This window comes from Streptomyces sp. NEAU-sy36 (assembly GCF_013423905.1).
GTDB lineage: Bacteria > Actinomycetota > Actinomycetes > Streptomycetales > Streptomycetaceae > Streptomyces > Streptomyces misionensis.
Window position 1 is genome coordinate 8,125,884 of sequence record NZ_CP058977.1, and the last position, 13,737, is coordinate 8,139,620.

Genomic DNA, 13,737 nt, shown 5'->3' on the forward strand with positions numbered 1-13,737 from the left:
AGCGGGCCGCGGCGGGCGACATCCGTCAGACGGTGGGGCGAATGGTGGAGTTCCTGGATGCGGTCAGGACGACCCCTTCGGGTCGTCCGAGGGGTCGTGAGGATGCATTCCCCCGGCCGCGAGTTCGAACTCCGCGCGCGGGTGTTCGAGTGAACCGAGCGAGACGATCTCCCGTTTGAACAGCCCGGAGAGGGTCCATTCGGCGAGCACACGGGCCTTGCGGTTGACGGTGGGCACCCTGCTCAGGTGGTAGACGCGGTGCATGAACCAGGCAGGGTAGCCCTTCAGCCGGCGCCCGTAGACCTGGGCGACGCCCTTGTGGAACCCGAGGGAGGCGACGGACCCCGCGTACGCGTGCGCGTAGGTCGCCAGGGGCTCGCCGCGCAGGGCGTGGACAAGGTTGTCGCCGAGCACCCGTGCCTGGCGCAGGGCGTGCTGGGCGTTGGGCGCGGTGAGGGCGCCGGGTTCGGCGGCGGTGACGTCGGGGACGGCGGCGGCGTCGCCCGCGCCCCAGGCGTGCTCGGTGCCCTCGACGGTCAGCCGGGCGGTGCAGCGCAGCCGGCCGCGGTCGGTGAGCGGCAGGTCGGTGGCGGCCAGCAGGGGGTGCGGTTTGACGCCCGCGGTCCAGACGACCGTACGGGTCGGGAAGCGGCGGCCGTCGCTGAGCACGGCGATCCGGTCCGCGCAGGATTCCAGGCGGGTGCCCAGCAGCACCTGGATGTTGCGGCGGCGCAGCTGGGTGACGGTGTAGCGGCCCAGCTCCGCGCCGACCTCGGGCAGGATGCGGTCGGTGGCCTCGACGAGGATCCACTTCATGTCCTCGGCGCGCACGTTGTGGTAGTAGCGGGCGGCGTACCGGGCCATGTCCTCCAGCTCGCCGAGGGCCTCCACGCCCGCGTAGCCGCCGCCGACGAAGACGAAGGTGAGGGCGGCGTCCCGGAGGGCCGGGTCGCGGGTGGAGGAGGCGATGTCCATCTGCTCGATGACGTGGTTGCGCAGCGCGATGGCCTCTTCGACGGTCTTGAAGCCGATGCCGTGCTCGGCGAGACCGGGGATGGGCAGGGTGCGGGAGACGGAGCCGGGGGCGAGCACCAGCTCGTCGTACCGGAGGAGTTCGGCGGCGCGGCCCTCGTCGGCGGTGGCGAGGGTGGTGACGGCGGCGGTGCGCACGGCGTGGTCGATGGAGACGGCCTCGCCGACGACGATGTGGCAGCGGTCCAGGACGCGGCGCAGCGGTACGACGACGTGGCGCGGGGAGATGGAGCCCGCGGCCGCCTCGGGCAGGAAGGGCTGGTACGTCATATAAGGGTCGGGAGTGACGACGGTGATCTCGACCTCACCGCGCCTGAGCTCGGCCTTCAGCTTCCGCTGGAGGCGCAGGGCCGTGTACATCCCGACGTAGCCGCCGCCGACAACCAGAATGCGCGCACGTTCCTTCACCATCCCATGACGCACCCGGCGCAGTGGTTTGTCCACAGCCCCGGCAATTTGTGTGACCGGCGGGCGGGTGTGCGGCGCGGCGGGCGCCGTGTCCGGGGCGCGGGAAACGGAGCAGGTCAGCGGGGGCGGGCGCGGGGACGGGAGCGGCGGGAACCGGGACGTATATGACTCGTACTCCGATCGGGGGGCGCAGTGTGCGGAACCTGCCCCTTCTGTATTGACTGCCTCTCAACTATGTTCGTGTCGACGGGGTGTGGGGGATGTGGTCGCACGGGCTCTGCGACGGGCGGGGCCGCGGCGACCGGTACCACCTTCGCGCACTCCGGCATCAGTGACGGGGAGTGTCTCCGGGGGGAGACGTCATGTACCGGGGGAAACACATGCATATTCAGGACACGTCTTGGCCGGCTGCCTCGGTGGCCGCCGGCGGCCCGGCCGTGCAGGTGCCGGCGGCACCGGCGGTCGCGACGGCGAACGGGCGCGCGGACGGGGCGCGCACGACGCCGCTGCGGGTGGACGCACAGCGCAATCTGGAGCACGTGCTGCGGGCGGCGCGTGAGGTGTTCGGCGAGCTGGGGTACGGCGCGCCGATGGAGGACGTGGCACGGCGGGCGCGGGTCGGGGTCGGCACGGTGTACCGGCGCTTTCCCAGCAAGGACGTGCTGGTCCGGCGGATAGCCGAGGAGGAGACGGCACGGCTGACCGAGCAGGCGCGAGCGGCGCTGGGTCAGGAGGACGAGCCGTGGTCGGCGCTGTCCCGGTTCCTGCGGACGTCGGTGGCGTCCGGGGCTGGGCGGCTGCTGCCGCCGCAGGTGCTGCGGGTCGGCTCCGCGCAGGACTCCGCCGGTCCGGTCGAGGGGGCCGGTCTGCTGGAGGAGGCCCGGGTGCCGCAGCAGCGGGTGCAGCCGGGCGGCGGTGAACTGCGCCTGGTGGCGCGGGACTCCGTGGACGCCTCGGACGACACCGGGGTCGGCGCGCTGCTGTCGGTCGTCGGTCAGCTGGTGGAGCGGGCGCGTGCGGCGGGCGAGCTGCGCACCGACGTGTCCGTGTCCGACGTGCTGCTGGTGATCGCGACGGCGGCCCCGTCCCTGCCGGACGCGGCCCAGCAGGCGGCGGCGTCCGCGCGGCTGCTGGACATCCTGCTGGAGGGACTGCGGTCACGTCCCACGGCGGGCTGAGAGGTTCTCGTTCCCTCCACCCGCATCACCCGTGCCGCTCGGCCGGGTGGTGCGGGTGGCCTCTTTCCGGGGCTGGTGCGGCAACCCCGTGGCTCCGCGTCCGTCCTCCACGACGCATGCCGCCCTGCCCGTCCACCCGCACGGAGGGGTTTGTTCCGGAGCGTCTGCCCGGACGGGTGACCGGGACCGCCGGACGTCGTTGAAGAAATGACGATGTGGCACGCTGTGGCCGTGATGGGTTGGGCCGGGCCGGGGGCGGGGGCGTTCCGCTATGAGCGTTGACGGGTGGGACGGACCACGCGGTGACGACGGTGACGTGGACGCGGTCGGACCCGACGCGCCGCAGGTGCCGAGCCAGGGACGTCGGACGGGGGGGCACGGGGTGCCGGCCCAGCGCGGCAAGGGCGTGCCACCCGGTGACGCCGAGCTGATCGAGCGGATGCGGGGCGGGGACGATTCCGCGTACGAGGAGCTGTACCGGCGGCATGCCGGCGCGGTGCGCCGGTACGCGCGGACCTGCTGCCGGGACGCGCACACCGCCGAGGACCTCACCGCCGAGGTCTTCGCCCGCATGTTGCAGGCGGTGCGCGGTGGTTCGGGCCCGGAGCACGCGGTACGCGCCTATCTGCTGACCTCGGTGCGGCGCGTCGCCGCGCACTGGATCAGGTCCGCCCGGCGCGAACAGCTCGTCGACGACTTCGCCGCCTTCGCCCAGCAGGCCGCCCGGTCCGCCGAGGTGTCCGACGACGACACCCTCGAACTCGGCGCCGACGTACGGGCGTTGCACGAGGCCGAGCAGTCCATGGCCATGCGGGCGTTCCGTTCGCTGCCCGAGCGCTGGCAGGCCGTGCTGTGGCACACCGAGGTGGAGGACGAGTCGCCGAGCGAGGTCGCCGTCCTGTTCGGTCTGGACGCCAACGGCACCCGGGTGCTCGCCAGCCGCGCCCGCGAGGGGTTGAAGCAGGCCTATCTCCAGGCGCATGTCAGCGCCACCCTCACCGCGGACGCGGAGTGCGCCCGCTACGCCGACCAGCTCGGCTCCTACGCCCGCCGCAAGCTGCGCGTCCGCGCCGAGCGGGGGCTGCGCAAGCACCTGGCGGAGTGCGCGAGGTGCCGGCTGGCGGCGGCGCAGATCGAAGAGGTCGCCGGCGGCATCCCCGCGGTGGTGCCGGTCGCGGTCATCGGGTGGTTCGGGGCCGCCGGGTACGCCAAGGCGCTCGGCCTCGTCGCCGGGGGCGCGGGGGCCGGTGCCGCGGGTGCCGCCGCCGCGAGCGGTTCCTCCGGGGGCGCCGGTTCCGCGGGCGGGGCCGCCGCGGAGGCGGTCGGGGCGCCGGTCAAAGCGGGCATCGCGGCCGGGGTCGTCGCCGTGGCCGCCGCCGCGGTGGCCTTCGGGCTGGTGAACGACGGCAGCCCGGCGAAGGAGACCGCGAAGCCCTCGGCGCCGTCCGCACCGGTCGTGGTGTCCCACGCGCCGACGCCCGCCCCGGCGAAGCCGAAGCCCGCGCCGTCGAAGGCCGCACCACCGCCGGTGGTGCCCGCCACTCCGGCCCCGGCGCCCACGCCCACGCCGATCCCCACGCCCACCCCCACCCCGACCCCCAGGCCGGCGCCTCCCAAGCCCGCCCCCAAACCCACGCCGACCCCGACGCCCACCCCGACACCGACCCCGGCCCCGCCGCCGGCCCCCGTCGTCTACCAGCTCGGCGAGCTGCGCTACGACGCGGACGGCGACGGGACCGGGCCCGAGATCGCACTCGGCGAGAGCAGTTGGGTGTGGCAGCGCCACGGCCTGTCGGTCGGCGGCAAGCTGTACGCGCAGGGGGCGACCGTCCGCGGCGACTCCTCGGTGACCGTCGTCCTCAACCGGCGGTGCACCGCCTTCGACGCGCTCGCCGGGGTGGACGACATGACGCTCGGCCTCGGCAAGGTCTCCTTCGCCGTCTACGCCGACGGGGTTCCGCTGTGGCAGTCCGGGATGGTCAAGGGCCGCGACCAGGCCGTGCCCGTCCATGTGGACCTCACCGGGCGGACGGCCGTACGGCTCGTCGTACGGGCGCACAGCAACGCCTTCGACCGGAACTCGCTCGCCGACTGGGCGGAATCCCGGTTCACCTGCGCGTAGCCGCCGTGTGCACCCGCCGGATGTCGGCCAGGACCTCCGCCACCCCGTAGCCGGCGCCCCGGGCCCGCTCGGCCGCGTATCGCTCGGCGGGCAGGGCGGCGCGGGCGCCGGACAGCACCCGGGCGGCCTCGGTGCGCTCGGGCTCGCTGCGCGGGCGGCCGTCGCGCCAGCGGTCCGCGGCCTCGTACAGCCGGACCGCGCCCGGCAGATCCCCGAGCCGGGCCAGCAGTCCGGCCGCGGTGTCCACCAGTCCCCCGGTGATCCACTCGGCGCACCGCATGGCCACGGCCGCCTCCAGCGCCTCGGCCACGATCGGCAGCCCGTGCTCCGGGCCCGACTCCGCGGCCGCGAGCAGCGCCTCCACGGTCCCCAGGGCGGCCGCGAACTGCGGGGGCGCGGCTTCGCCCCGGGTCGCCTCGAACGTCGCGTCGTACAGCTCGCGGGCCTCGGCGGTCCGCCCGTCGTACAGGGCGATGCAGGCGCGCATCATCAGGGCGAAGGCGCGGGCCTCCGTCACCGCGTAGCGGTCCGCGGCCGTGTCCGCCTCCGCGAGGGTGGCGAGCGCGCCGTCCCGGTCGCCGGCGCGGTAGGCGATCTCCCCGAGCCGCGCCAGCAGGAACGGCGACTCCGCGTAGGCGCCCACCTCGTAGGCGAGGCGCAGCGCCTCCGCGTACTCGTCGCGCGCCTCGGCGTAACGGCCGCGCGCCATGGCCGTCTCACCGGCCGCGCTGCACACCTGCGCCCGCATCCAGCGGTCCCCGACGCGGCGGCTGAGCGTGCGCAGCTCGGCCAGGTCCTCGTCCACGCCGTGCAGATTGCCCGGGGAGTCGACGAGCGCGTGCGTGCGGAACATCAGCGTGACGCCGGTCTCCCAGTCGCCCCCGTACTTCCGGCAGTTGGCGACCGCCGGGGTGAGGTCGCGGCCGGCGTCCCCCGGGCCGCCCAGGTAGTAGGCGGTCAGCGGCCAGGTGATGCCGGGGAGGCGGGCGGCGTGCGGGCCGCCGTGCGCGTAGGCCGCCCGGACCAGGGCGATGTAGCGCGGGCCCCGATCGTCGTCGGTCAGCCGCTCGATCCTGCCCTCCGTGGTCAGGAACAGGTCGGACATCCGCAGGTCCATGCGGAGTTGGCGCAGCGGGTGCCCCCGCTCGCCGTCGGGCGCGGCGAGCAGGGCGCCGACGATGTCGGCCGACTCCATCAGGGCCGGCAGGCCGCCCTCGGGGGCGGCTCCGCCGGCGAGGGCGTCGAGGGCGATGCCCAGGCGGAGCACCTGGCGCGTCCGGCCGACGGCCTCCCGGCGGTGGTTGCGCAGCCACCAGAACCAGCCCATGGCCAGCACGATGGCGCCCGCCTCGGCCTCCTCGCCGTCGCGCACCGCGCGGTCCAGGGCCGCCCGGATGTTGTCCAGGTCGGTCTCCAGGCGGGCGATCCACGGGAGTTGTTCCGCCGAGCGCAGCAGCGGCTCGGCCCGCTCCACCAGCGACCGCACCCAGGCGCGGTGGCGGCGCTCGGCGGCGGCGCGCAGTCCGGGGGTGTCGGCCGCGCGCTCGGTGGCGTACTCGTGGATGGTCTCCAGCATGCGGTAGCGCATGCCGCCGGGCGCGTCGGTGGCGTCCGGCGTGGCGACGACGAGGGACTTGTCGACCAGCGCCCCGATCAGATCGGCCACCGGGCCCGTGCACACGGCCTCGGCCGCCGCGAGGTCCCAGCCGCCGGCGAAGACCGACACCTCGCGCAGCACCGTGCGCTCGCGCTCGTCCAGCAGGTCCCAGGACCAGTCGACCACCGCGCGCAGGGTCTGCTGGCGGGGCAGCACGGTACGGCTGCCGGAGGTGAGCAGCCGGAACCGGTCGTCGAGCCGGTCGGCGATCTGGCGCGGGGTCAGCAGCCGCAGCCGGGCCGCGGCCAGTTCGATGGCGAGCGGCAGCCCGTCCAGACGGCGGCAGATCTCCGCGACGGCGGCGGTGTCGCCGAGCACGCCGTCGGGTCGGGCCGCCCTCGCGCGCTCGGCGAAGAGGCGGTGCGCCTGCTCGGGGGCCAGGGGCTCGACCGGGCGCACCGACTCGCCGGGCACGCCCAGGGGTTCGCGGCTGGTGGCGAGGATGGTCAGCCCCGGGCAGTGGGTGAGGAGGGTCTCGGCGAGGGCGGCGGCCGCGTCGATGACGTGCTCGCAGTTGTCGAGGACGAGGAGCTGGGTGCGCGGGGCGCAGTACTCGATCAGCAGGGCGGTCGGGTCGTCGTGCTGGGCGGTCAGCTCGGTGTTCAGCAGCACGGTCTCGCGCAGCCCCAGCGCGTTGACCACGGCTCCGGCCACCGCCTCGGGATGGTCCAGCGGGGCCAGTTCGACCAGCCAGGCGGGGGCGAACGCGGCGGCGGCCTCCTCGGCGAGCCGGGTCTTTCCCGAGCCGCCGGGTCCGGTGAGGGTGACCAGGCGGGACGCGCGCACATCGGCGCGGACCGCGGCGAGTTCCGGTTCCCGGCCGACGAAGGAGGTCAGCCGGGGGCGGAGGTTGCCGCGCCGGCCGGGGGGCGGGGCGGGCCGCTCCGGCGCGAGCAGCGAGGCGTGCAGGGCGCGCAGTTCCTCGCCCGGGTCGGTGCCGAGGGTGTCGGCGAGGGTGCGGCGCACCGACTCGTAGGCGGCGAGTGCGTCGGCGGGGCGGCCGCAGTCGCGCAGGGCGCGGATGAGGAGGGCGTGCAGCGGCTCGTCGTAGGGGTGGGCCGTGGTCAGCTCGCGCAGCTCCGGTACGACCTCCCGGGCGCGGCCCAGGTCGAGCGCGGCGGCGGCACGGGCGCGGGTGGCCTCCAGGCGCAGCGCCTCGGGGCGGGCGGCGGCGGTGCGGTCGGGGAGGTCGGCGAGGGCGGGGCCGTGCCAGAGGGCGAGCGCGGTGGTGAGGGCGCGGTGGGCGGTCTCCGGGTCGCCGTCGCCGAGGGCCCTGGTGCCGGTGCGAGTGAGACGTTCGAAGACGTGCAGGTCGACGTCGTCCTCGGTGGCTTCGAGGCGGTATCCGCCGGGGGTGGAGGCGACGGCGTCCTTGCCCAGGGTGCGGCGGAGCCGGCCGACGAGGGCCTGGAGGGCGGCGGGCGCGTCCTGCGGCGGGGCGTCGGCCCAGATCTCCTCGATGAGGGTGTGCGGGGTGGTGGTGCGGCCGGGGCGCAGGGCGAGGGCGGCGAGGAGGGTGCGGAGGCGGGGGGCGGTGAGCGGGAGGGGGTCGCCGTGACCGTCTGCCGCTTGGGTGATGCCGAGGATTCTGTACCGCACCTGGTCATTGTGGACGGGGAGCGGGCATGGGTTCGACGGGTTTGCGGGCGGGGGCGGGGACACGGCGGGCATGAGGGCGGAGCCGGGCGGGCGGGGGACGACGGGCGCGGGCCTGACGAACGCACCGGCGGGCCGGGCGGGCGCGGGCGCGCATGCCCGGGCTCACGCGCCGGACGCCAGCGCCCCCCGGCGCGGGGTGATCCCCGCCGGCACCGCCCGCGAGCGCGCGGGCGTTCCGGTCCAGCACGTCCCCCGGCGGGCCAGCAGGCGGTGCAGCCACAGTTCGAGGGAGACCAGGTCGGCGAGGCCGTCCAGCGGTACGGCGGAGCCGCCCGCCGCCGCGCGCAGCGCCTTGCGGATCACCCGGGCCTCCACCAGTCCGGCGTCCGCCAGCAGCGGGCGGGAGAAGAGGTCCTGCAACACGTCGGCGGACACCCGCAGGCCCGCTCGGGCCGCGGCCGCCGAGGAGGCGTGGGACGGTACGCCCCAGCCGGGCGGGAGGTCGGTGACACCGGCGCCGGACAGGACGGCGCGCAGGATCGCCGCCCGCGCCCCCGGCCGCACCCGCAGCGCCTCGGGCAGCGCGCGGCAGGCGCGGACGACCTGGTTGTCCAGGAAGGGCGCGTGCAGCCGCTGCGACCGGATCTCCGCCGCCTGTTCGAGGACGCGGAGGTCCGCGGCGTACCGGGCGAGCGCGGCTCGCGCCCGGTGGTCGCCGGGGCGCTGGACGCCCGTGCCGGTCCGGTCCGCCTCGACCCCCAGCAGAACCGATACTTCGGCCAGTGCCTCCCCCGTCAGCCACCGGGCGGCCGCCCCGGGCGGGGCCCAGGTCAGCGCCGCGAGGGACGCCCCGACCGCCCCCTTGGGCTCCTCGAACCGGCGCCGCATCAACCGCTCGGCCAGCGCCTCGACCCCGGCCCGGTACGGCGTGCGGGCGAGCCGCCGGGCCGCGCCGTACACCCGCGCGGGGACCAGGACCGAGCCGTCGGCCCGGGCGAGCGCGGCGACCGGCCGGACCAGATGACGGCGCCGGCGGTCCATCAGCAGGTCGGCGAGGCGGGCGGGGTGGGCATCGAGGACCTGGCGGGCACCGTGTCCGGTGAAGTGGTCGGCGCTGCCCGCGGCCAGCCGGGCCCGGTGCCGGGCGGCCGTGACCAGCGAGGGTCCCGGCTCGTCGGTGAGGGGGCCGTCGAGGTCGGCGTAGGGCAGGAGCTCCTCGCCGCCGGTCACCACGACGTGGTGCAGCCGGGGGTTCTCGGCGAGGGCGCCGGCCCGCTGGAGTTCGGCCTCCCGGCCGCCGACGGCGAGGTCGTTGAAGGTGACGGCGAGGAGGCGTTCGCCGGCGCCGTGGCCGAGCAGGGTGCCGGGCCGGCCGGGCAGCCCGGCGGCGAGCAGCGCGAGGGTGGCGGAGGCCGGCCCGCCGGAGAGGTCGGCGCCGATGCCGGGCACCGGCATGCCGCGCCGGGCGCGCCGTTCGGCGGGCCCCATCCCGGGCACCGGGCCGGGATCGAGGTCGGGCACGTGCCGGGGCGCGGACAGCCGAGTGCGCACCGCCTCCACGAGGGCGTCGCGCACGGCGTCCACGGCGTGGTCGGGGTCGGCCGGGGGCGCGGACACGGCGAGCGAGGAGACCGGGTCGTACCCGGCGATCTCCCGCGCCCCGGCGCGCAGGACCAGCGCGTGCCCCGGCGGAACGCGCCGCACCCCCTCGTACGGGGTGGTGTCGCGCAGCGCGGCCGGTACGTCCGGGGCGGCGAGCAGGGCGGCCAGATGACCGAAGTCGAGGTTGGCCTCGACGAGGTCGGCGAGCGGCAGCGCGGCGGTGGCGTACGCGGTGCCGCCCGCCCACGGGGTGTGGAAGACCGGGCGGGCGCCCGCGAGGTCGCCGCAGACGGTGACGCGGCGGCCGACCTGGACGACGGCCGTGTAGCTGCCGGGCCAGGCGGTCAGATGGCGCAGGGCGCCGCCGCGCGCGGTGAACAGGCCGCGCCGCAGCTCCTCGTCGGAGGCGCCGCAGATGCCGAGGACGGCGATCCGGTTCTGCTCGTCGGCCTTGACCACCCGCACCTCGTCCGGGCGCCAGTCGCCGACGGCCCACAGCGGGTCGGGGTCGCCCCACAGCAGCTGGGAGCCGACCGGGTGCAGGGTCTCGCCGTCGAGGTCGAGGGCGCCGGCCGAGCCGGGCGCGGCCGTGCCCGCGGCGGTGCTGCTCCACCCCACCAACCACCGCATCGACGCCTCCACAGGCTGTGGACAACCACTGCACCGGACGAACCGGCCCCCATGCTGCCACGAAGGACGCGTGGGAGAGGTGTGGTGACACCGCCCGGGACGGTGGAAGGGCAACCGGCGTTGACGCGGGGTCCGTTGACCCGGGGCCGGGGGTGCCGCCGGGCAGGGCGCGACGCGAATGCGCCCCATGTGCGCCCCCTAAACGCCTTTCACGCCCCGAAGTTCCATGGTCGCAGCCGTGTACACCCGGCGTTCTGCGGGACGATTTTCAGCCAAATACCGTGGGGCGCGCGGAAACCGAGCACGCTCCGTAGGGGGCCGCGGTGCGCGCGGCACCCTCCACGCACGCACGGTCCGGGAGGCGGTCGCCGCCTCCCGGACCGGTCCGCCACCCGCGGGGATGAAGGTGGCGGTGTCCCCCAGCCCACTGGATCCAGTACAGCGGGCCGACCCACGCAAGACCAGGAAACCGCCACGGAGTTGGCCGGAGAAGAGCGCACGGCCGGGCGCACGGCCACACGCGCGGGGGCACGCGACGACCGGCCGTGCACGGTGCGTACAGGACCGTACTTCCGTACGGACCACAATCCCGCCATCCGGAACAATGCCCCTTAACGCTTGGGATGCGGCGAACTACGCTGGGTTTACGAATGCCGCGCGGTTATGCCCGCACGGCGGCCGTCTGTGTCGAGGGGTGGCGCATGTCCAGGGAGCAACGCGGGCCGAACGAAAAACTCGGCGCCGTTCTCGCCCTCGCGGGAATCAGCAACGCAGGACTCGCGCGACGCGTCAACGATCTTGGCGCCCAACGCGGGTTGACTCTTCGCTACGACAAGACCTCCGTGGCGCGCTGGGTGTCGAAGGGCATGGTGCCGCAGGGCGCCGCGCCGCACCTCATCGCGGCCGCCATCGGACAGAAGCTCGGCCGCCCGGTGCCGCTGCACGAGATCGGCCTGGCGGACGCGGACCCCGCACCCGAAGTGGGTCTCGCCTTCCCCCGGGACGTGGCGCAGGCGGTGAAGTCGGCCACCGAGCTGTACCGGCTCGACCTCGCCGGGCGCCGGGCCGGCTCCGGCGGCATCTGGCAGTCCCTCGCCGGCTCCTTCGCGGTGAGCGCCTACGCGACGCCCGCCTCACGCTGGCTGATAACCCCCGCCGACAGCTCGGTCGCGCGGGAGGACGGCTCCGCCGAGGGCACCGGCGCGGCGGTCAGAGTCGGCCACAGCGATGTGCGCAAGCTGCGGGAGGCCGCCGAGGACGCCAGGCGCTGGGACTCCAAGTACGGAGGCGGCGACTGGCGTTCGTCGATGGTGCCGGAGTGCCTGCGCGTGGAGGCGGCGCCGCTGCTGCTCGGCGCCTACTCCGACGAGGTCGGCCGCGCCCTGTTCGGCGCCTCCGCCGAGCTGACCCGGCTGGCCGGGTGGATGGCCTTCGACACCGGGCAGCAGGAGGCCGCCCAGCGCTACTACATCCAGGCGCTGCGGCTCGCCCGCGCGGCGGCCGACGTCCCGCTCGGCGGGTACGTCCTCGCCTCCATGTCGCTCCAGGCCACCTACCGGGGCTTCGGCGACGAGGGGGTCGACCTGGCGCAGGCCGCGCTGGAGCGCAACCGGGGACTGGCCACGGCCCGCACCATGAGCTTCTTCCGGCTGGTCGAGGCGCGCGCCCACGCGCGCGCCGGGGACGCGCAGGCGGCGGGGGCGGCCCTGAAGGCGGCCGAGGGCTGGCTGGAGCGGGCCCGGGAGGGGGACAACGACCCCTCGTGGCTCGGCTTCTACGGATACGACCGGTTCGCCGCGGACGCCGCCGAGTGCTACCGGGACCTGAAGCTGCCCCGGCAGGTGCGGCGCTTCACCGAGCAGGCCCTGTCCAAGCCGACGGAGGAGTTCGTGCGCTCGCACGGGCTGCGGCTGGTCGTCTCCGCGGTCGCCGAGCTGGAGTCCGGGAACCTGGACGCGGCGTGCGAGCAGGGGGTGCGGGCGGTGGAGGTGGCCGGACGGATCTCGTCGGCCCGCACCACCGAGTACGTGAAGGACCTGCTGCACCGCCTGGAGCCGTACGGGGACGAACCGAGGGTGGTGGAACTGCGGGAGCGGGCCCGTCCCCTCCTGATGGCCCCGGCCTGACCCCGGACCCGCGCGCCCGTCCGGCACACCCGTCGGCGGGGTCGCCTCCGCGCACGTCCCGCGCCCCGAGCGGTACTGATCACTTCGGCGTTTGAAGGCGATGTCAGTGGCGCAGTGCACTATCGACGTGGGAGGTGGTGCAGGTGCCGGTCGGGGCGTACGACTGCGATGTGCTCGTGGTCGGAGGGGGGATCGTCGGGCTGTCGACGGCGTACGCGATCAGCCGGGCCGCGCCGGGCACCCGGGTGACCGTGCTGGAGAAGGAGCCGGGCCCGGCCCGCCACCAGACCGGGCGCAACAGCGGGGTCGTGCACAGCGGGATCTACTACCGGCCCGGCTCGCTCAAGGCGCGGTACGCGGTGCGGGGCGCCGCCGAGATGGTGAAGTTCTGCGCCGAGTACGGCATCGACCACGCCGTCACCGGCAAGCTGATCGTCGCCACCGACCGCGCGGAGCTGCCCCGGCTGCACGCCCTGGTGCAGCGCGGCCGGGAGAACGGCATACCCGTGCGGGAGCTGGGCCCCGCCCAGATCACCGAGTACGAGCCCGAGGTGCGCGGACTGGCTGCGATCCACGTGGGCACCACGGGCGTGTGCGACTTCGTGGGGGTCGCCCGGCGGCTCGCCGAGGCCTCGGGCGCCGAGATCCGCTACGGCGCCCGGGTGGTGCGGGTGGACCGGCGCCCGGAGCGGGGCGTGGCCGTGCGCACCGCGGGCGGGGACGTCGTGCGCGGCCGGGTGCTGGTGAACTGCGCCGGACTGCACTGCGACGAACTGGCCCGGCTGACCGGGGACGAACCGGGCGTGCGGATCGTGCCCTTCCGCGGGGAGTACTACGAGCTGGCGCGGCCCGAGCTGGTGCGGGGCCTGGTGTATCCGGTGCCGGACCCGGCGTTCCCGTTCCTCGGCGTCCATCTGACCCGGGGCGTCGACGGCGTGGTGCACATCGGCCCCAACGCGGTGCCCGCGCTGGCCCGTGAGGGGTACGGCTGGGGCGTCGTCCGCCCCCGCGAGCTGGCCGGGACCATGGCCTGGCCGGGCTCCTGGGCGATGGCGCGCCGGCACTGGCGGTACGGCGCGGGCGAGCTGCGCCGCTCGGTGTCCAAGGGAGCGTTCCTGGAGGCGGTGCGCAGACTGCTGCCCGCGGTGCGGGCCGAGGACCTGGTGCGGGCGCCGGCCGGGGTGCGGGCCCAGGCGGTGCTGCGCGACGGCGCGCTGGTGGACGACTTCCTGATCAAGGAGGGGGCCCGCGCGGTGCACGTGTTGAACGCGCCGTCCCCGGCGGCCACCGCGTCCCTGCCGATCGGCCGGGAGATCGCCCGCCGGGCGCTGGGGATGCTGGACGCCGTCGGCGGTTAGGGAGGTGACCGAGTACGCCTTGGGG

At 75.7% G+C, this 13,737-nt stretch carries 7 protein-coding genes; 4 read left to right on the forward strand and 3 right to left on the reverse strand.

Annotated features, from left to right (window positions below):
* Window positions 1-63: 63 nt before the first annotated feature.
* Window positions 64-1,443, reverse strand: coding sequence for an NAD(P)/FAD-dependent oxidoreductase (locus HZZ00_RS35780; protein WP_180330174.1), 1,380 nt, complete (start codon window positions 1,441-1,443; stop codon window positions 64-66).
* Between the two features lie 377 nt (window positions 1,444-1,820).
* Here HZZ00_RS35780 and HZZ00_RS35785 point away from each other — a divergent pair, with 377 nt between their 5' ends.
* Both HZZ00_RS35785 and HZZ00_RS35790 read left to right on the forward strand, forming a co-directional pair.
* Window positions 1,821-2,618, forward strand: a complete 798-nt coding sequence (locus HZZ00_RS35785; protein ID WP_180330175.1) for a TetR/AcrR family transcriptional regulator — start codon at window positions 1,821-1,823, stop codon at window positions 2,616-2,618.
* A 271-nt stretch (window positions 2,619-2,889) separates the two neighbouring features.
* On the forward strand, window positions 2,890-4,740 hold the full coding sequence (locus tag HZZ00_RS35790; protein ID WP_180330176.1) for a sigma-70 family RNA polymerase sigma factor: 1,851 nt from the start codon (window positions 2,890-2,892) through the stop codon (window positions 4,738-4,740).
* On the opposite strand, the gene HZZ00_RS35795 is transcribed toward HZZ00_RS35790, so the two are convergent.
* Window positions 4,727-7,996 carry a BTAD domain-containing putative transcriptional regulator gene (locus tag HZZ00_RS35795; RefSeq protein WP_257585562.1) on the reverse strand — a complete coding sequence of 1,090 codons (3,270 nt, stop codon included), beginning with the start codon at window positions 7,994-7,996 and terminating at the stop codon, window positions 4,727-4,729. The two genes, HZZ00_RS35790 and HZZ00_RS35795, sit on opposite strands and share 14 nt — an antisense overlap.
* 162 nt (window positions 7,997-8,158) lie before the next feature.
* Window positions 8,159-10,228: an asparagine synthase-related protein gene (locus HZZ00_RS35800; RefSeq protein WP_180330178.1), complete on the reverse strand. Its 2,070-nt coding sequence runs from the start codon at window positions 10,226-10,228 to the stop codon at window positions 8,159-8,161.
* Window positions 10,229-10,929: 701 nt separating this feature from the next.
* Between HZZ00_RS35800 and HZZ00_RS35805 the strand changes: the two genes are divergently transcribed.
* Both HZZ00_RS35805 and lhgO read left to right on the forward strand, forming a co-directional pair.
* Complete coding sequence (locus HZZ00_RS35805; protein WP_180330179.1) at window positions 10,930-12,354, forward strand: MFS transporter; 1,425 nt, start codon at window positions 10,930-10,932, stop codon at window positions 12,352-12,354.
* Window positions 12,355-12,488: 134 nt separating this feature from the next.
* Complete coding sequence (gene lhgO / locus HZZ00_RS35810; RefSeq protein ID WP_180330180.1) at window positions 12,489-13,712, forward strand: L-2-hydroxyglutarate oxidase; 1,224 nt, start codon at window positions 12,489-12,491, stop codon at window positions 13,710-13,712.
* Window positions 13,713-13,737: the final 25 nt, after the last annotated feature.

Coding starts and splice junctions, on each gene's coding strand:
- HZZ00_RS35805 (WP_180330179.1), top strand. CDS start 10,930: ATGTCCAGGGAGCAACGCGGGCCGAACGAAAAACTCGGCGCCGTTCTC.
- HZZ00_RS35800 (WP_180330178.1), bottom strand. CDS start 10,228: ATGCGGTGGTTGGTGGGGTGGAGCAGCACCGCCGCGGGCACGGCCGCG.
- HZZ00_RS35790 (WP_180330176.1), top strand. CDS start 2,890: ATGAGCGTTGACGGGTGGGACGGACCACGCGGTGACGACGGTGACGTG.
- HZZ00_RS35780 (WP_180330174.1), bottom strand. CDS start 1,443: ATGGTGAAGGAACGTGCGCGCATTCTGGTTGTCGGCGGCGGCTACGTC.
- HZZ00_RS35785 (WP_180330175.1), top strand. CDS start 1,821: ATGCATATTCAGGACACGTCTTGGCCGGCTGCCTCGGTGGCCGCCGGC.